The 16,659-nt window shown below is 61.6% G+C and carries 18 protein-coding genes; 7 read left to right on the top strand and 11 right to left on the bottom strand.

Going from position 1 to position 16,659, the window contains the following annotated elements; translation table 11 throughout:
* The 3 genes from RHM62_RS14765 to RHM62_RS14755 are packed head-to-tail and all read left to right on the top strand — an operon-like array spanning position 1 to position 3,355.
* Positions 1-1,803 carry an AMP-dependent synthetase/ligase gene (locus tag RHM62_RS14765; RefSeq protein WP_322122833.1) on the top strand — a complete coding sequence of 601 codons (1,803 nt, stop codon included), beginning with the start codon at positions 1-3 and terminating at the stop codon, positions 1,801-1,803.
* 5 nt (positions 1,804-1,808) lie between these two features.
* Positions 1,809-2,528, top strand: coding sequence for a TetR/AcrR family transcriptional regulator (locus RHM62_RS14760; RefSeq protein WP_322122832.1), 720 nt, complete (start codon positions 1,809-1,811; stop codon positions 2,526-2,528).
* A gap of 41 nt (positions 2,529-2,569) precedes the next feature.
* The gene (locus tag RHM62_RS14755) at positions 2,570-3,355 is read left to right on the top strand and encodes an enoyl-CoA hydratase/isomerase family protein (RefSeq protein WP_322122831.1); all 786 of its coding nucleotides are present in this window, start codon (positions 2,570-2,572) and stop codon (positions 3,353-3,355) included.
* Between the two features lie 15 nt (positions 3,356-3,370).
* On the opposite strand, the gene otnI is transcribed toward RHM62_RS14755, so the two are convergent.
* Genes otnI through wrbA form a run of 5 tightly spaced genes read right to left on the bottom strand, consistent with a single transcriptional unit; the run spans position 3,371 to position 7,089 of the window.
* Positions 3,371-4,153, bottom strand: coding sequence for a 2-oxo-tetronate isomerase (otnI, locus tag RHM62_RS14750; protein ID WP_322122830.1), 783 nt, complete (start codon positions 4,151-4,153; stop codon positions 3,371-3,373).
* 59 nt (positions 4,154-4,212) lie between these two features.
* A complete protein-coding gene (locus RHM62_RS14745) occupies positions 4,213-4,668 on the bottom strand; it encodes a hypothetical protein (protein WP_322122829.1) in 456 nt (151 codons plus the stop codon).
* Between the two features lie 2 nt (positions 4,669-4,670).
* Positions 4,671-6,077, bottom strand: a complete 1,407-nt coding sequence (locus RHM62_RS14740; protein ID WP_322122828.1) for an FAD-binding oxidoreductase — start codon at positions 6,075-6,077, stop codon at positions 4,671-4,673.
* Complete coding sequence (locus RHM62_RS14735; RefSeq protein WP_322122827.1) at positions 6,074-6,481, bottom strand: DUF2069 domain-containing protein; 408 nt, start codon at positions 6,479-6,481, stop codon at positions 6,074-6,076. Before RHM62_RS14735 ends, RHM62_RS14740 begins: the two co-directional genes overlap by 4 nt.
* On the bottom strand, positions 6,481-7,089 hold the full coding sequence (wrbA, locus tag RHM62_RS14730) for an NAD(P)H:quinone oxidoreductase (RefSeq protein ID WP_322122826.1): 609 nt from the start codon (positions 7,087-7,089) through the stop codon (positions 6,481-6,483). The genes RHM62_RS14735 and wrbA overlap by 1 nt, the downstream gene beginning before the upstream one ends.
* Positions 7,090-7,205: 116 nt before the next feature.
* Here wrbA and RHM62_RS14725 point away from each other — a divergent pair, with 116 nt between their 5' ends.
* Positions 7,206-8,510: a YihY family inner membrane protein gene (locus RHM62_RS14725; protein ID WP_322122825.1), complete on the top strand. Its 1,305-nt coding sequence runs from the start codon at positions 7,206-7,208 to the stop codon at positions 8,508-8,510.
* On the opposite strand, the gene RHM62_RS14720 is transcribed toward RHM62_RS14725, so the two are convergent.
* A complete protein-coding gene (locus RHM62_RS14720; protein ID WP_322122824.1) occupies positions 8,485-9,318 on the bottom strand; it encodes an alpha/beta hydrolase in 834 nt (277 codons plus the stop codon). The genes RHM62_RS14725 and RHM62_RS14720 overlap by 26 nt on opposite strands.
* Position 9,319: 1 nt before the next feature.
* Positions 9,320-10,639, bottom strand: coding sequence for an O-acetylhomoserine aminocarboxypropyltransferase (locus tag RHM62_RS14715; protein WP_322122823.1), 1,320 nt, complete (start codon positions 10,637-10,639; stop codon positions 9,320-9,322).
* A gap of 143 nt (positions 10,640-10,782) precedes the next feature.
* Here RHM62_RS14715 and RHM62_RS14710 point away from each other — a divergent pair, with 143 nt between their 5' ends.
* The 3 genes from RHM62_RS14710 to RHM62_RS14700 all read left to right on the top strand — a co-directional run bounded on the left by RHM62_RS14710 (position 10,783) and on the right by RHM62_RS14700 (position 14,258).
* Complete coding sequence (locus tag RHM62_RS14710) at positions 10,783-11,229, top strand: CBS domain-containing protein (RefSeq protein WP_040722195.1); 447 nt, start codon at positions 10,783-10,785, stop codon at positions 11,227-11,229.
* Positions 11,230-11,361: 132 nt separating this feature from the next.
* Positions 11,362-12,354 carry an NAD(P)/FAD-dependent oxidoreductase gene (locus RHM62_RS14705; protein WP_322122822.1) on the top strand — a complete coding sequence of 331 codons (993 nt, stop codon included), beginning with the start codon at positions 11,362-11,364 and terminating at the stop codon, positions 12,352-12,354.
* Complete coding sequence (locus RHM62_RS14700; RefSeq protein WP_322125418.1) at positions 12,351-14,258, top strand: MFS transporter; 1,908 nt, start codon at positions 12,351-12,353, stop codon at positions 14,256-14,258. The genes RHM62_RS14705 and RHM62_RS14700 overlap by 4 nt, the downstream gene beginning before the upstream one ends.
* A gap of 8 nt (positions 14,259-14,266) precedes the next feature.
* Here the strand turns inward: RHM62_RS14700 and RHM62_RS14695 are convergent, their stop codons facing one another.
* Genes RHM62_RS14695 through RHM62_RS14680 form a run of 4 tightly spaced genes read right to left on the bottom strand, consistent with a single transcriptional unit; the run spans position 14,267 to position 16,417 of the window.
* Entirely contained in the window at positions 14,267-14,611 is a 345-nt protein-coding gene (locus tag RHM62_RS14695; RefSeq protein WP_322122821.1) for a hypothetical protein, read from the bottom strand.
* A gap of 1 nt (position 14,612) precedes the next feature.
* The gene (locus RHM62_RS14690) at positions 14,613-15,110 is read right to left on the bottom strand and encodes a hypothetical protein (protein ID WP_322122820.1); all 498 of its coding nucleotides are present in this window, start codon (positions 15,108-15,110) and stop codon (positions 14,613-14,615) included.
* The gene (locus RHM62_RS14685; protein WP_322122819.1) at positions 15,091-15,699 is read right to left on the bottom strand and encodes a hypothetical protein; all 609 of its coding nucleotides are present in this window, start codon (positions 15,697-15,699) and stop codon (positions 15,091-15,093) included. The genes RHM62_RS14690 and RHM62_RS14685 overlap by 20 nt, the downstream gene beginning before the upstream one ends.
* Before the next feature lie 31 nt (positions 15,700-15,730).
* Positions 15,731-16,417 (bottom strand): hypothetical protein, encoded by a 687-nt coding sequence (locus RHM62_RS14680; RefSeq protein ID WP_322122818.1) that lies wholly within the window; start codon positions 16,415-16,417, stop codon positions 15,731-15,733.
* Between the last annotated feature and the right edge of the window lie 242 nt (positions 16,418-16,659).

Genomic DNA, 16,659 nt, shown 5'->3' with positions numbered 1-16,659 from the left:
ATGACCTATCAAAAAACCCAGGCGCAAATGCTGCGCCAGCAGGCGCAACAGCGTCCCGATGCACTGGCGATCCGGCAAAAAAAATTCGGCATCTGGCAACCGGTCTCGTGGGCCGCGTATTACCGGCGTGCGTGCGATGTCGGACTCGGGTTCCGTGCACTCGGCCTCGGGCAGGGCGCGCACATTGCGATCCTGTCCGAGAACCGTCTGGAGTGGGTGCTCACGCAGCTCGGTGCCGGCGTGGTCGGGGCGATTACCGTTGGCGTCTATTCGACCAGTCCGTCGAATGAAATCGCCTACGTGCTCAATGACTCGGATGCCGAAGTCATCATTTGCGAGGACCAGGAACAGGCCGACAAGGTGCTGGCTGCGATCGACCAGTTGCCGCTGCTAAAAAAAATCATCGTGCTCGAAAAGAAGGGCTACGACGAAACGCATGCGCTCGATCCGCAGCGCGTGATGCGTTTCAGCGAACTCGAAGCGATGGGCGCGCAATACGGCCAGCAGCATCCGGCCCAGGTCGATGCCTGCCTCGATGCACAGCAACCGGACGACACCGCGCTGCTGATCTACACGTCCGGTTCCACCGGCAAGCCCAAGGGCGCGATGATCAGCTACGCCAATATTGCGGCGATGGCCGCCGGCGTGGCCGACCGGCTCGATCTCGATGGCACGTCCACGCATTTGTCCTACCTGCCGCTGTGCCATGTGGCCGAGCAAATGCTGACGGCGTTCGTGCCGCTGTACCTCGGCTCGCGCGTCGATTTCGGCGAATCGATCCGCACGGTGCAGGAAGACCTGCGCGAAGTCGGGCCGTCGATGTTCCTCGGCGTGCCGCGCATCTGGGAAAAATTGCACTCGTCGATCTCGATCAAGATGCACGAGTCCGGTCCCGTGCGGCGCTGGCTATTCGGCACCGCGATGCGCACCTGCGCACCGTTCGCGGAGAAGGCCGCGCACCAGCGCAGCCCGCTGCAGCAGCTCTCGTTCGCGCTCTGCTACCTGCTGATTTTCCGCGCGCTGCAAAACTTCATCGGCCTGCGCCGGGTGAAGATTGCACTGACCGGCGCAGCACCGATTTCCCCGGCGATCGTGCAGTTTTTCCGCACGCTCGGCGTGCCGCTGGTGGAGGTCTACGGCATGACCGAATCGAGCGGCATGGTACTCGGGCAGCGGCTCGATGACGTGCGCATCGGCCGGGTCGGCCTGCCGACGCTCGGTGTCGAGCACCGGTTGTCCGAACAGGGTGAATTGCAGATACGTGGCGGCGTCGTCTTCCAGGGCTATTACAAGAATCCGGAAGCCACTGCCGCCACCATCATCGATGGCTGGCTGCACACCGGCGATGTGGTCAGTGCCGGCGAAGGCGGACTGAAGATCGTCGATCGCCTGAAGGACATCATGATCACCGCCGGCGGCAAGAACCTGACGCCATCCGAGATCGAAAACACGATGAAGTCCAGCCACTTCATCAAGGAATGCATCGTCATCGCCGATGCCCGCAAATACGTCGCCGCGCTGATCCAGATCGATTACGACGCGGTCGCGCAATGGGCCGAGGCACGCAACATCGCGTTCACGCATTACCGCTCGCTGATCGACACCCCGGCCGTGCGGGAGCTGGTGCAGGCCGAGATCGATGTCGGCAATGCGCGGCTGGCGCAGGTCTCGCACATTCGCAAATTCCATCTGCTGGCCAAGGAGTTGGACCACGACGATGGCGAAGTCACGGCGACGATGAAGGTCCGGCGCAGCAGCATCACCAAGACCTATGCCGGCGACATCGAAGCGATGTATCGCTAATCGACATGGCCATCAAACCTGTGTCATCGACCCCGTCACCGTGGCACCGCAAGCGCGATCCCGACCAGGAGCGCGAGGCCAAGCGCGCGGCGGTGCTGCATGCCGCCGCGCAGCTGTTCAATGAAAAAGGCTTCCACGCGACCTCGCTCGATGAAGTCGCCGAGCGCTTGCAAATCACCAAGCCGACGCTGTACTACTACATCAAGAACAAGGACGACATCCTGTTCCAGTGCGTCAGCCGCGGACTCGCCATGATGCAGGACGCGATCCGCGTGGTCACTCTGTCCGGTGGTAGCGCGCACGACAAGCTGGTCGCAGCGATGCGGCAGTACGCCGAAATCACAACGATGGATTTCGGCATGTGCGTGATCCGGGTCGGCGAAGATCCGCTGCCGCCCGACAGCCGCAAGGCGCTGCGTCGCATCAAGGGCGGCATCGACCTCGAGTTCCGCGAGCTGATCCGGCAGGGCATCGCCGAAGGCTCGATGGTCGATTGCGATCCGAAGCTGGCGGCGTTCGCCATTGCCGGTGCACTGAGCTGGATCGGGCGCTGGTACCGGCCGGACGGACCGGATTCGCCGGCCGAGATTGCCGACCGGATGATCGCCTTGTTCACTGCCGGCCTGAGCACCAGGACCGACGCCACGACCGTGAGCGCCGTAAAAAAGATCACCCGCAAGACGCCGGTTGCGCCGGCACGCAAGAAACATCCGCCGCCGCTGTAGCGCGGCGCCCGGACTCGACACAGACCACATTAAGGATCCCCATGCCCACCACCGAACCCCTCGTCATCCTGCAACGTGACGGCGCCATCGCCACGCTGATTCTCAATCGACCGGGCAGCCTGAACGCGCTCGACCTGCCGACCGCACAGGCTTTTCTGGCCTGCTGTAACGAACTGGCCGCCGATGACAGCGTGCGCGCGGTCTTGCTCAAGGGGGCCGGCAAGGCCTTCGGTGTCGGTGGCGATTTGGCGTCGCTGCGTACCGATCCCACGGCAACGGCGATGGCGCTGATCCCGCCTTTACATGCCTCGATCCTGCTGCTGACGTCGATGAATGCACCGGTCATCGCCTGCCTGCATGGCACCGTCGCCGGCGGCAGCCTGAGCCTGGCGATGGCGTGCGACCTGGCGATCGCCGCCGATAACACGCGCTTCAATCTGGCCTACGTCAATGTCGCCGCCAACTGCGATCTGTCCGGCTCATGGCACTTGCCGCGCCTGGTCGGACTGCGCAATGCGATGGCGATCGCGCTGCTTGGTGACACCTTTGATGCGCCCGAAGCCTTGCGACTCGGTCTGCTCAACAGGATCGTACCGGCAGCCGAGCTGGAGTCGACTGCGTTGGCGCTGGTGCAGCGATTGGGGAACGGTCCGACGCAGGCGATCGGAAGACTGAAGCGTTTGCTGCGTCAGTCGCTCGACAATGACTTGCCGACGCAGCTTGATCTGGAGCGGGATAATTTTCGGGACAGCACGAAGACGGCGGATTTCGCCGAAGCGATTGATGCTTTTTTCAGCAAGCGCAAGCCGGTGTTTGTCGGGCGCTGAAGCAGCGCCCGCGTATCAGCCTAATCCGGCCTTCGCCAACCAGCCGAGTCCGTCTTCGGTACGTCCGCGCGGCCGGTACTCGCAACCGATCCAGCCCTCGTACCCCAGTTCGTCCAGCAAGCGGAACAGATACGGATAGTTGATCTCGCCATCGTCCGGTTCATTGCGTCCCGGCACGCTGGCGATCTGCACATGGCCGATGTCCGCGATGTGTTTTTTGAATGTGGTGGCCAGGTCACCTTCGACGATTTGCGCATGATAAAAATCCATCTGCACCTTGACGTTAGCCGCACCGGATTCTTCCCGCAGTGCGTGCGCCTGCGCTTGCGTGTTCAGAAAATAGCCGGGGATATCGCGCGGGTTGATCGGTTCGATCAGCAGTGTCAGACCATGCCGGCCGACGGCATGCGCCGCATCGCGCAAGTTGGCCAGGAAGGTGGCGCGATACGCAGCCGCATCGGCACCGGCAGGCATCAGCCCGGCCATCATGTGCAGACGCGTCGTGCCGGTCGCCAGCGCGTACTCGATGGCGCGGGCGACACCGGCACGGCATTCGTCCTCACGACCGGGCAGGGCAGCCAGACCGCGTTCGCCGGCAGCCCAGTCACCGGTTGGCAAGTTGAAGAGGACGCATTCGAGATGATTTTCCTGCAGCCACGTGGCTACTTGCGCAGGCGGATAGTCATACGGAGACAGGAATTCGACGGCACTGAAACCCGCAGCAGCGGCGGCAGCAAAGCGCTGCGGAAAAGCGACCTCGGTGAACATCATCGTGAGGTTGGCGGCAAATTTTGGCATGGTCGTCCTGATGGCAGAAAGCGTACCCGATGAGGGCTAAAGAGTGATCTGTCTACCTGTCAGGCCTGACAGTCGAGGGTGTATTGTTCGGCGATCCGGCGCGCCTTGCGCCTGGCCTTCTCGGCGTTGCGGCTTGAGGCGGTGGCCACATCGTCATCTGCCCATTTGCGTCGCTGCGCCAGGGTCTCGCATTTGCGGCGCTGGGCACTGGCCACAGCGCTGGCGTGCAAGCGCTCCTTGCGTTCGGTGCGCTCGGCCTTGCTACGGTCTGCTTCGAGCCGCTGCAACCGGACCTTGTCGGCGGCAGCCCGGCGCAGGGCGTCATCCTGCTCCGCCTTGATCGTGGCGGGCGCGCGCAGGTCAGTGGTCGGCACGGTGGCACCCCCGGCACAAGCGATATCGCTGTAGGTGACCTTGCCATTGTCGTCGCACCGGAAAGCCGCGTGAACCGACATCGAAGCAGTCAGCATCAGCACGGCCAAGGCGCCACGCCGGATCAGAAAGGCATGCGCCATGTTCACACTACCTTCCCTGGATTCATCAGGTTCAGTGGATCAAGCGCGGTCTTGATGCTTTCCATCAGGCGCATTTCGACCGGTGATTTATAGCGCCGGATTTCATCGCGCTTCATCGCACCGAGTCCGTGCTCGGCCGAGATCGAGCCACCGAAATGGTCGACGCTGTCATGCACGACACGGTTGATGTCGTCCTGACGCGCAATGAGTGCATCGCCGGCTTCGCCGGTCGGCGGCGAGACGTTGTAGTGCAAATTGCCGTCGCCGAGATGACCGAAGGTGACCAGCCGGCAGCCCGGAAACGCTGTGGCCAACAGCGCGTCGGTGCGCGTGATGAAGGCGCCGATATCCGAGATCGGTACCGACACGTCGTGCTTGATGTTCTTGCCTTCGTCGGCTTGCGCGAGCGGGATGTGTTCGCGCAACTGCCACAAGGCTTTCGACTGCGCGATCGACGACGCGACGACCGCATCGTGGATCACTTCCTGTTCCAGTGCATCAGCCATCAGGCGTTCCAGCAGCGCTTCGGCATGCTCGACCGACTCGTTGTCGGACAATTCGAGCAACACGTATTGCGGTGACGATTGCGCGAACGGCAGCTTCATTTGCGGGTAATGCGTGGCCACCAGTTGCAGGCAGAAATCCGACATCAGTTCAAAACCGGTCAGCGTCGCGCCGCAATGAGCTTGCGCCAGCGTGAGCAGGCGCAGCGCATCTTCCGGCGTGTTCATCGCCGCCAGTGCGGTCAGGCGGGCTTTCGGTTGCGGATACAGCTTGAGGACCGCTGCCGTGATGATCCCCAGCGTGCCTTCGGCACCGATGAACAAATCGCGCAGATCGAAGCCGGTATTGTCCTTGCGCAGACCGCGCAAGCCGCTCCAGACTTCGCCTTGTGCGGTGACGACTTCAAGTCCCAGGCACAGGTCACGCATGTTGCCGTAACGCAGAACCGCAGTGCCGCCGGCATTCGTGGCGAGGTTGCCGCCTATCGTGCAGCTGCCTTCGGCGGCCAGCGATAGCGGGAACAGGCGGTCGGCTGCGCTGGCAGCCTCCTGGACGTGCTGCAGGATGCAGCCGGCTTCAACCGTCATCGTGTTGTTGATCAGATCGGTGGCGCGGATCGCATTGAGCCGCGTCAGCGACAGCACGACGGCCGTGCCGCTGTCGTCGGGAACGCTGCCCAGCACGAGGCCGGTATTGCCGCCTTGCGGTACCAGTGGCACGCGATGCGCGTTACACAGACGCACCAGCGCGGCGACTTCATCGGTGTTGCCAGGCTTGAGTACGGCCAGCGCCTTGCCGGTAAAGCGGCGACGCCAGTCGGTCAGATAAGCGGCCATGTCGGTGGCGTCGGCGATCACGTATTGCGCGCCGATCACGGTGCGGCATTGTTCGAGGAATTCAGTCATTTGGCAGCTTTTTCAGTGGCTTTGGCGATCACTTCGCGGGTGATTTTCTTGGCGGCTTTCTTGTACGGTTTGAGGTAATAGATCACCGAGAAAAAATAAATGCAGACCAGCGCGACTTCGATCCAGCCGAGTGTCGCAGAAAGCGGTACGCGATCGCTGGTGGCGCGCACGATGCCTTCAGTGAAATAGATCAGGATCAACATTGACGACCATTGGAGAGTGTAAATGTCACGCTTGATCACGCCGCGCAAAGGCAGCAGTAGCGGGATCACTTTCAGTACCATCCATGAACCGCCCGGCCGCAGCGGTGCCAGCCACAGTTCCCAGGCGATACCGAGCACGATCAGGCCGACCAGGCTGGAGACGGCTGCGTGGTAGCAGGATTTTTGAAATAGGGTTTGCATCAGCGGGATCGTAGTTTTTGTGCAGTTTCGGCCAGTCGCCGGCCCAGCGCGATGGTGAGGGTCCGGCTGTCGTCGGAGATCGGATGGTTACCATTGAGACCGGACCAATGACTGGCACCGTAGGGTGTTCCGCCGGAGGAAGTGGTCATCAGTTCAGGATGGGTGTAGGGCAGGCCAAGGATCATCATGCCGTGATGCAGCAGCGGCATCATCATCGTCAGTAAGGTACTTTCCTGGCCACCATGCAGGCTACCGGTCGAGGTGAACACGCAGGCCGGTTTGCCGGCCAGTGTGCCGGCTAGCCATTGCGCGCTGGTGCCGTCCCAGAAATACTTGAGCGGCGAGGCCATGTTGCCGAAGCGGGTCGGTGACCCGAAGGCCAGACCGGCGCAATCGGCCAGGTCTTGCAATTCGACATACGGCGCGCCCTGTGCGGGGATCTCGGGTTCGGTCGCTTCGGTGACGGTAGAAATCGCCGGCACGGTACGCAGCAGCGCATCGCAACCGGCGACGCTTTCGATGCCTTGCGCCAGCAATTCCGCCATCTTGCGGGTCGAGCCGTGACGGGAGTAGTACAAAACCAGAATGGACAAGTTAGGTGAGTTCATCCGCGATATTATAGGGTGCTTTGCATTCCGCTCTGCATCTCGCTTTGCATCCGCTTTTGCATCCCGAATATGCCGCTTTCAGCCACCTCTGCGCCACCCACGACCGAGTCTTTTGCATGCTACGAGCTCCCCGTTTTTCCTTGATCCGCGGCCTGACCTGGGTACAAGCGCGTGACCTGTTCCGCTTTGCAGCCCGCCGCCTCGACGAAGAACATTTGCCGCAGGTTGCCGGCAGCCTCACCTTCACTTCGGTGCTGGCGCTGGTGCCATTGCTGACAATCGCGCTGGCGATCTTTACGGCCTTCCCGTTGTTCAATACTTTTCGCACCTCGCTGGAGGCGTATTTCGTCCAGAACCTGATGCCGAAGGCGATCGCCAATACCGTGCTCGAATACCTGACCCAGTTTGCCGCCAAGTCGACCGGCCTGTCGGCCATCGGCGGCGGCGTGCTGATCGTCACCGCCGTGGCGATGATGTCGACGATAGACCGTGTCTTCAACCGTATCTGGGGTGTACGCGTGAGCCGGCCGTTCCTGCAGCGGGTGCTGGTCTACTGGGCCATCGTCACGCTCGGGCCGCTGCTGATCGGCGTGTCGATTTCGCTGACCTCTTACCTGTTCAAGGCCACCAATGGCGCGGTACTGGCGATCCCGCTGATTGGTGCAGTGGCGTACACGATCATTTCGGTGGCACTGACGACCGGAGCGTTTGCGTTGCTCTATGTGTCCGTACCGAACCGTACTATCGACTGGCCTGATGCGTTGTGGGGCGGCTTGCTGGCCGGCGTCGCTTTCGAAATTGCAAAGCGTGTGTTCGCCACCTACGTGGTCCGGTTTCCAACCTACACAATGGTGTACGGCTCGGTGGCGGCAGTGCCGATTTTCCTGCTGTGGATCTACATGTTCTGGATGATCACGCTAGGCGGCGCGTTACTGGCAGCGGCCTTGCCGGTCGTCAAATACGAACGCTGGTGGCATGTCGCGCGGCCCGGCAGTGCCTTCGTCGATGCGATCGATATCCTGCGCATGCTGTACCGGGCGCGCAGCGTGGCCAGTTCCGCCGAAGTCAATGCCACGATGATCCGCAACGGGACCCGGCTGGGTTTTGATGAGTCAGAGCAGTTGCTCGAGCAGATGCTGGACGCCGGCTGGGTGGGACGCATCCGCAACGAGACGCCCAAGCGGCGACTGCGCTGGGCCAAATCCGACAATGGCAGCCTGGATCGCTGGACCTTGCTGGTCAATCCGCAGCAACTCAAGCTGGCCGATATCTACCAGCTGTTCGTGTTCGATGCGTTCAGTGCGTCACCGCTGGCAACGCACGTCGAAAGCGCGATCGAGCGGGGTCTCGACCAGAGCCTGGCCGCGTACTTTGATCACGAGCCGGTGCGGCCGTTCAAGCTGAGTGCGACGTCAGCGTGATCGTCGCCATCGCAAACCCGAACAAGCTGGCCAGCACCGCATCCGGCTGTTCAGCCATCAACGCATGGCCACAACCGGCTAGTCTTTCGACCCGTGCCGCCGGTATTGCCGCGATCAGTGCGGCACTGGCACGCGGCGGTGTCATCTGGTCCTGCTGCGCCAGCAAAAAGAGCGTCGGACATGTCACGGCAGCCGCCGCCTCCATGCCCTGCGCATAGCTGTTGCAGGCAACGAAATCAGTGTGGAAGAGGGCGGCCGTATTGCCGGCGGCCAGTCGCTGCATCAGCCGCTGGTTGCCACCGGTGACCGAAAATCCCGGCCCCGGTGACGATGGTTTTTGCGCGATGCCCGAATGCGACCAGATGTTGACCATGTCGATGGCACGCGGCTCGTCGTGGAGCGCCGCGTCGAGCAATGCCTCCGACACTTTCATCGGATACGCGCATGCCAGCAGCGCCAGCTTGTCGACCCGTGCCGGCGCGCGGTGTGCGGTTTCCAGCGCGATCAGCGAGCCCATACTGTGGCCGACCAGCATCGCGTGCGTGACGCCGGCCGCATCGAGCACGGCCAGCAGCCAGTCGGCCATTGCCTCGATCGAGTCCAGCGGCGCACCTTTGCTGCGGCCGTGGCCGGGCAGGTCGATGGCCAGCACGCCAAAGCCATGATGGGCAAAGTAACGCGTCTGCAGGATCCAGACCGAGTGGTCGTGCTGCGCGCCGTGGAGGAACACAGCGGTCGGCAAGGCGGCATCGAACGGCTTGCCGCCGGTGTAGCAATAGGCATCATGGCCGGCAACATTGAGCAGCATGTCAGGCTCCTTTCGGGATGCGTTGCGAGGCCTTCAGGCCGATGGCCAGATCCTCGATCAGGTCGTCGATATCTTCGAGCCCGACCGACAGCCGCATCGTACCTTCGGTAATCCCGGAGGCCAGCAGTTGGCCGGTCGGTACCCGAAAATGCGTGGTCGAAGCCGGATGGATGACCAGCGATTTCGCATCGCCGACATTGGCCAGGTGCGAGAATATTTTCAGTGCCTCGACGAAGCGCTGGCCGGCTGCGCGGTCGCCCTTGATGCTGAACGTGAAGACCGCACCGCAGCCTTTGGGCAACAGTTTTTTGGCCAGTGCATGATCCGGATGCGACGGCAGTTCCGGATACGAAACCGATTCCACGGCCGGATGCGCGACCAGGAAGTCGACCACCTTGCGGGTATTGGCAACATGCCGGTCCATGCGCAGGCCCAGGGTTTCGATGCCCTGCAAAATCGCGAATGCATTGTGCGGACTCATCACCGCACCGAAGTCGCGCAAGCCTTCGCGACGTGCCCGCAGCGCGAACGCCGCGACCGTCGATTCTTCCGAAAACACCATGCCGTGGAAGCCCTCATAGGGTTCGCACAGCTCGGCAAAGCGGCCGGTTTTTTCGTAGGCCAGTTGCCAGTCGAAGGTGCCGCCATCGACCAGCAGGCCGCCGATGGCAGTGCCGTGACCGCACAGGAATTTGGTGGCCGAATGAAAAATCAGGTCCGCGCCATGATCGAACGGACGCAGCAGGTAGGGCGTTGTGAAGGTCGCATCGACCATCAGCGGCAGGTAGTGTTCATGCGCCAGCGCCGCGACGCGATCGATGTCGAGCACGTCGAGGCCGGGATTGCCCAGGGTTTCGGCGAACAGGACCTTGGTGTTCGGACGGATCGCGGCGCGCCAGGCATCGAGGTCGCGCGGATCGACGAAGGTGGTCTCGATGCCGAAGCGTTTGAGCGTATAGCCGAGCAGATTTTGCGAGCCGCCGTACAGCGCGCGCGACGCGACGATGTGCGAACCGGCGCCGGCAATCGTCACCAGCCCGAGGTGCATTGCGGCCTGGCCGCTGGCAGTGGCCAGGCCGGCGACGCCGCCTTCGAGCGCGGCGATGCGTTCTTCCAGCACCGCGTTGGTCGGGTTCGAGATACGCGAATACACATGGCCGGAACGCTCCATGTTGAACAGTGACGCTGCATGGTCCGAGTCCTTGAAGACGAACGAACTGGTCAGGTAGATCGGTGTGGCGCGCGCGCCGGTGGCAGGATCGGGGGCGGCACCGGCGTGCAGCGCAAGGGTATCGAATCCGGGGTACTGGGGTCCGCTCATGGGGCTGTGTCTCCTGTCTGGAATGGCTGAATCCTAGCACTTGCGGCAGAGCATGCCGGCAGTGGCCGGAAGCGCGCTAGATTTTTCGACCTGCTTGCGCTACATTGCAAACGATAGAACAACAACGAGCCAGGACGCGAAAAATGAAAGTATCTGAAATCCTGCAAGTCAAGGGCAATATCCTCTACACCGTCACACCCGAAACACCGATGCTCGAAGCCGTCATCACGATGGCCGAAAAAGATATCGGCTCGCTGGTTGTCATGGAGTTCGGCGAACTGGTCGGCATGCTGAGCTTTCGTGAAGTCATGAAAACACTGCACGAAAACGGCGGTGAAATCGGTAAGACCCTGGTACGCAAGCACATGGATGACCATCCGATCACGGTCACGCCGGAAACCGAAATCAATGAAGTGCGCCGCCTGATGCTGGAGCGCCATGCACGCTACGTGCCGGTCCTCGATGCCAAGATGCTGCTGGGCGTGATTTCGTTTTACGACGTCGCCCGCGCTGTCGTCGAAGCGCAGAGTTTCGAAAACAAAATGCTGAAAGCCTATATCCGCGACTGGCCTGCCGAAGGCGACGAATAACTTGTCCGGACTAACCATCACTGCGACCATCACTGCGCCGTTACTGCTTGCCTGAACAAAGGCAGTCTGTAACGGCATTTTCATTTGTACGAGGACGTCCGGAAGCGGTCGTTTTTTCAGGGAGCTAGCATCATGCATATCGCCATCATCGGCGCCGGTCTGTCCGGCCTGACTTGTGCCCGTCGTTTGCACGAGCAGGGACACAGCGTTATCGTCTACGAAAAAAGCCATGCGGTTAGCGGGCGCATGAGTACCCGCCAGACCGACTTCGGTGGCTTCGATCACGGCGCGCAGTACTTTACGGCCAGCAGTGACACCTTTAAGGAAGATGTCGCCAGCTGGACCAAAGCCGGCTGGGTCGCGCCTTGGCAAGGCAAGTTTGTCGCACTCGACCACGGCACCGCGACCGAGGCCGGCAAGGCGGGTAGCCGCCATGTCGGTGTGCCGGGCATGCGCTCGGTTGGCGTGCATCTGGCACAAGGGCTGGACGTACGAACCGGACAACGGGTCGACCATATCGAAGCCCACGGAGAGCAGTGGCTGCTGGCCGTGCACTGCGACACGGTACCGGTCGCGGCCAGCGCCGGGCCGTTCGATGCCGTCATCGTGGCCGTACCGGCCGATCAGGCGACTGCGTTGCTGGAGGTCGTACCGGCCTTCGCAAAGGCCGCCAAAAAAGTCTTTCTGGTGCCGTGCTGGACCTTGATGGCCGCGTTCCAGGATTCGCTGGAGCTGGGCTACGACGGTGCCTGGGTCAACAATTCGCGGTTGTCATGGCTGGCGCACGATGCGTCCAAACCGGGCCGTCGTCCGGGCGAACACTGGATCGGCCAGGCCTCGGCGGCATGGAGCATCGAGCATCTGGAAGACGAGCCGGACCGGGTCCGCGAAAAACTATTGAAGGCATTCCATGAAGCCACCGGCAGCCAGGTGCAGCCGGTATTTTCGACCGTGCATCGCTGGCGCTACGCGCAGGCCGCGACCACCCTGAAAGACGATTGCCTGTGGAATAAAAAATTGCGCATCGGTGCCTGTGGCGACTGGTTCGCCGCCGGACTCGACGGCGCCGGAAAAATTGAAAATGCCTACCTGAGTGGAGCCGCGCTGGCTGCGGTGATCGCCTGAGTTCCAGAGAGCCGGTAGGGCCTGCGCGAAGCCAGTTCGCGTTGCTGACTGAGCGGCGCTTTGCGCCGTTTTTCTGGACGCAATTTTTGGGCGCGCTCAACGATAACGTCTTCAAGACGGCGTTGCTGACGATCCTGACTTACGACGCGCTGAGCTGGACCACGCTCGATCCGGTCCTGCTGACCAACCTGATTCCGGGCCTGTTCATTCTGCCATTCGTGCTGTTCTCGGCCACGGCCGGTCAACTGGCTGACAAGTTTGACAAGGGCCGCGTCGCACGATTGGTGAAGCTGCTCGAGATCGCCATCATGGCGCTGGCCGGCTTCGGCTGGATGACGCACAACCTGCCCTTGCTGGTGCTGGCCATTGTCGGCATGGGTTTGCACTCGACACTGTTCGGGCCGGTCAAATATGCATACCTGCCGCAGCACCTGCGGCGCACCGAGCTGGTCGGTGGCAACGGACTGGTCGAGAGCGGTACCTTCGTCGGCATCCTGCTCGGCGAAATTCTGGGCGCGCTGCTGATCGTGCATAAGCCGTGGGGTGTCGAACTGATCGCTGCAGGGACGCTGGTGCTAGCCGTGCTGGGCTGGCTGTTAAGTCGCGCGATCCCGCCATCGCCAGCGCCGGTGCCGGACCTGAAAGTGAACTGGAATCCGTTCACCGAGACCTTGCGCAACCTGAATTATTCGCGCCAGAACCGGACGGTGTTTTTATCCCTGCTGGGCAATTCCTGGTTCTGGTTTTATGGCGCGATCGTCCTTGCGCAATTTCCGCTGTATGCCAAAAATTATCTGCACGGCGATCACGGCGTGTTCGTGTTGCTGCTGACGGTATTTTCGCTCGGAATCGGTGCCGGCTCGCTGCTGTGCGAACGGCTGTCCGGTCATCGTATCGAGATCGGGCTGGTGCCATTCGGCTCGATCGGGCTGTCGGTGTTCGGTGTCGAACTGTTCCTGTCCAGCCTCGCTTACACCAACACGTTACCGGTCGACGTGGCCGGCTTTCTGGCGCAAACCGGGAGCCTGCGCATCCTGTTTTCCTGCCTGATGATCGGTGTTTCGGGCGGACTGTACATCGTGCCGCTGTTTGCGCTGATCCAGACCCGCTGCGATCCCCGCCACCTGTCGCGCACGATTGCCGGCATGAATATCCTCAATGCGTTGTTCATGGTGGTGGCGGCCCTGCTGGCGATGCTGCTGCTCAAGAACGGCGTGACGATTCCGCAATTGTTCCTGATCACCGCACTGCTCAATGCGCTGGTGGCGCTCTATATTTATTCGCTGGTGCCGGAGTTCCTGATCCGCTTCCTCGCCTGGTTATTGATCCACACGATTCATCGGGTGCGCAGTATCGACGCCGCGCATATTCCGGCGCAGGGGGCTGCGGTACTGGTTTGCAATCACGTCAGCTATGTCGATGCGTTCGTGATCCTGGCGGCCAGTCCGCGGCCTATCCGCTTCGTGATGGACCACCGCATCTTTCAGATTCCACTGCTGTCCCGGGTGTTCAGGAGCGCCCGCGCGATTCCGATCGCTCCCGCCAGCGAAGATCCGGTGGTGATGGAAAACGCCTACACCGCCATCGCGCAGGCGCTGGACAATGGCGAGCTGATCTGCATTTTTCCGGAAGGGAAACTGACCGTGACGGGTGAAATCAATGTCTTCCGTGGCGGCATCATGAAAATCCTGCAGCGTTCGCCGGTGCCGGTGATCCCGCTGGCCTTGTGCGGTCTGTGGGGAAGCCTGTTTTCACGGGCAAAGAGCAACCCGTTTGATCGCGTATTCCGGCGCGGCTTGCGGTCGCGACTGATGCTGGTTGCGGGTGCAGCCTTGCCGCCGGGCGAGGTCACGCCCGATTTGCTGCGCGAGCGCGTGCAGACATTGCGTGGCCAGACCCGATAAGAGCTTGGTCAGTGGATGACCAGGATGTCGTTGCTGCAGCAATCGACCAGCTTGCGGTAGACCTCGGGCATCACGTTGATGCAGCCTTGCGTGACGCTGCGGCGTTGCTCGGTCCGCTGATCATTGAGCCGCTCGATCCGGTGTTCCGAGGCGTTGCGTGTGTAGACCCGATGGATGGCCCACAGGTTTTGCCGGTCTTCATGATAGACCAGCACGTCGCCGCCATAGCCGGGCTCCGGAGTCCGTTGCAGTGACAGCGAAAACGTGCCGGCCGGCGTCGTCTTGCCGACCAGTGCCGGATAACAGGCTCCCAAAAAACAGATCGATGCCGTCGCGAGGCTGACGAGGACCATCTCAGCCGCGCGGTTTCTTGTGCGTGACCTCGATGGGGGCCGGCGCTGGTGCTGGTGCTGGAACAGTGACGATCACCGGCAGGAGTTTTCTTTCCGGCCGGACGAAAATGTACTCGCCACGACCCAGCGCAGGAATCACCTGGAAGCCGTCGCAGGTCAGTTTGTCCTCCGCCGATTCCGGTTCGCACGACAGCGATAGCGCGCGCGGCCAGATGGTCGCTGCGGTCGGAAAGCCGGGTAGATAGTTCGGCACGTGATACAGGCCATCGCCGACCAGCCGGGCTGTTTCGGTGCCGCTGGTCGACATCGCCGGCGTGCCCGAGCCGAGCGCCATTTTCGTGACCTCGATACCGTTGGCGGCATCGGACACGCTATCCGCAGAAGCCGGTCCGGTGATGGACAGGAGGGCCAGCGCGAGACTGGCAAAAGTGTGGTTCACGGTACGTCCTTCCAGAACAGGGGTGTCGTCGAGCGCGTCATTAATAGCGATAGTTCGCATCGGCTCCATGGAGACCGGCGGTGGGATTTCCGGGTAGCGTCGCGGCTTCCCGGTCAGGACAATGCACGCCGGTGACTTCGAACGCTTCCCGGTTCAGCTTGTCCATGCACAGCCGTGCCAGCGCCGCACCCTTGAAGCCCATGTTCCAGATTTCGCGGGCATTTTTCAGCATCAGGCAGTTGCTGTCAGTCCAGCTGCTGCCGACGCTGAAGCCGAACGAGACCGCGCTGGCACCGACCGAGGTCGATCCCATACAGGTGTCGTTGCTGCTGGTCAGTGCCGGTGCCATCGCGGTGGCAACGGGACTACGTGCCTGGGCTTCGTACCTGGCGTGGCTGTCAATCGAGAGCGATTGACCCTGACTGCCGACGCCTTGTGCTGCGCCACCGCTACTCGATGAATTGGCTGCGGCTTCTGCCCTCGCATTGGCCCGGGCAGTCACTGCTGCTGATTTTTTAGTGCCGGGTGTGGCTACCGGCCCGGACAGTGCCCAGGCCGGCTGGAGCGGAATACCGTCGGCGCAGGCATTGTTGCCCGTCATTGCTATCGTGGAAAGGCTTGCCAGCAGGATGCATGTCTTGATCGTCATGATTTCTCCTTGGATGCAGTGGGCGCTTCGGTCACGGAGCGCTGGTGCTGCCGGTGGATCCGGCCAGATTGGCGCGGACAAAGAACTGGCCGGCAGAGCCGATGCTGGCGACACCGGCGGCATTCATGTCTTTCAGCGCACCGCTGCTATTGGCGGCGCTCACAAAACCGGACTTGTCATCGCTGATGCTCACCGATGAAGGGCCGGCGTTGCGGGTGTAATGCAGTTGCAGGTCGAAGCCGGACTTGGTTTGTCCTTCTGCATAGCTGCCCTGGTTGGTGCCGGCGACGATGCGGTTATCGGTCTGTACGCTTGCGCTGCCGCCATTGAGGCCTTGTGTGACGCCGTGTATCGCGGTGCTGCCGGCGATTAGCGTGCGGGCGCTGCCCATTGAGCTGGCCGTTCCGTAACCTGAGCCGGTGCTGGTGTTGTAGGCCATGCCGGCGCTGTCGGTACTTGCCTGGCCAGCGGTGCTGGCGTTGACTTCGCGGAAATGGGGTTGGTAATTTGCGCTGGTGCCGACTTTGGCCGTGGCGGCTTCGGCGTTGCGTGCAAAAGAGGTGGAGCTGCCGTTGGTACCGAGGCTGATGTTGCCCTTGATGGTGTTTTGAATTGCCACGTTGCCACTGGCGCTGGCGCTTGGTTCGGTGGCATGGACACTTGCCGAAGCAAGCAGGCTGGCGGTTGTAATCAGCAGTACGAGTGAGGAGATATTCATGGATTTCCTATTTAAAGTAGTTTTATGACAACTAAAATTGTTGTAGCGATCAGTGGCACTGACAAACAGACAAGTTCGGTGACCACAGAAAAAATGCATAGAAAAGCAATGCACGCCTATTCCGCGCAAGGCATGACGGATGCCTGCTGATTTGATCGAAGCAGGTCCGTGCGCCGGTAGCGGCAAGGGCTTGCTACAATCCGGTGTCCCGTTTTTAATTTCCCGCCATGACCTCTTCACGC

Origin of the sequence: Actimicrobium sp. CCC2.4, assembly GCF_034347385.1 — a bacterium.
GTDB lineage: Bacteria > Pseudomonadota > Gammaproteobacteria > Burkholderiales > Burkholderiaceae_D > Actimicrobium.
This window is presented reverse-complemented; position numbering and strand designations above follow the sequence as displayed.

Bases quoted from the DNA above. Each gene is read 5' to 3' on its own strand.
- RHM62_RS14720 (WP_322122824.1), bottom strand. From the start codon at position 9,318: ATGCTGCTCAATGTTGCCGGCCATGATGCCTATTGCTACACCGGCGGC.
- RHM62_RS14690 (WP_322122820.1), bottom strand. From the start codon at position 15,110: ATGCGAACTATCGCTATTAATGACGCGCTCGACGACACCCCTGTTCTG.
- RHM62_RS14740 (WP_322122828.1), bottom strand. From the start codon at position 6,077: ATGACTGAATTCCTCGAACAATGCCGCACCGTGATCGGCGCGCAATAC.
- RHM62_RS14725 (WP_322122825.1), top strand. From the start codon at position 7,206: ATGCTACGAGCTCCCCGTTTTTCCTTGATCCGCGGCCTGACCTGGGTA.
- RHM62_RS14705 (WP_322122822.1), top strand. From the start codon at position 11,362: ATGCATATCGCCATCATCGGCGCCGGTCTGTCCGGCCTGACTTGTGCC.
- RHM62_RS14715 (WP_322122823.1), bottom strand. From the start codon at position 10,639: ATGAGCGGACCCCAGTACCCCGGATTCGATACCCTTGCGCTGCACGCC.
- RHM62_RS14695 (WP_322122821.1), bottom strand. From the start codon at position 14,611: ATGGTCCTCGTCAGCCTCGCGACGGCATCGATCTGTTTTTTGGGAGCC.
- RHM62_RS14710 (WP_040722195.1), top strand. From the start codon at position 10,783: ATGAAAGTATCTGAAATCCTGCAAGTCAAGGGCAATATCCTCTACACC.
- otnI (WP_322122830.1), bottom strand. From the start codon at position 4,153: ATGCCAAAATTTGCCGCCAACCTCACGATGATGTTCACCGAGGTCGCT.
- wrbA (WP_322122826.1), bottom strand. From the start codon at position 7,089: ATGAACTCACCTAACTTGTCCATTCTGGTTTTGTACTACTCCCGTCAC.
- RHM62_RS14680 (WP_322122818.1), bottom strand. From the start codon at position 16,417: ATGAATATCTCCTCACTCGTACTGCTGATTACAACCGCCAGCCTGCTT.
- RHM62_RS14735 (WP_322122827.1), bottom strand. From the start codon at position 6,481: ATGCAAACCCTATTTCAAAAATCCTGCTACCACGCAGCCGTCTCCAGC.
- RHM62_RS14685 (WP_322122819.1), bottom strand. From the start codon at position 15,699: ATGACGATCAAGACATGCATCCTGCTGGCAAGCCTTTCCACGATAGCA.
- RHM62_RS14765 (WP_322122833.1), top strand. From the start codon at position 1: ATGACCTATCAAAAAACCCAGGCGCAAATGCTGCGCCAGCAGGCGCAA.
- RHM62_RS14745 (WP_322122829.1), bottom strand. From the start codon at position 4,668: ATGGCGCATGCCTTTCTGATCCGGCGTGGCGCCTTGGCCGTGCTGATG.
- RHM62_RS14755 (WP_322122831.1), top strand. From the start codon at position 2,570: ATGCCCACCACCGAACCCCTCGTCATCCTGCAACGTGACGGCGCCATC.
- RHM62_RS14760 (WP_322122832.1), top strand. From the start codon at position 1,809: ATGGCCATCAAACCTGTGTCATCGACCCCGTCACCGTGGCACCGCAAG.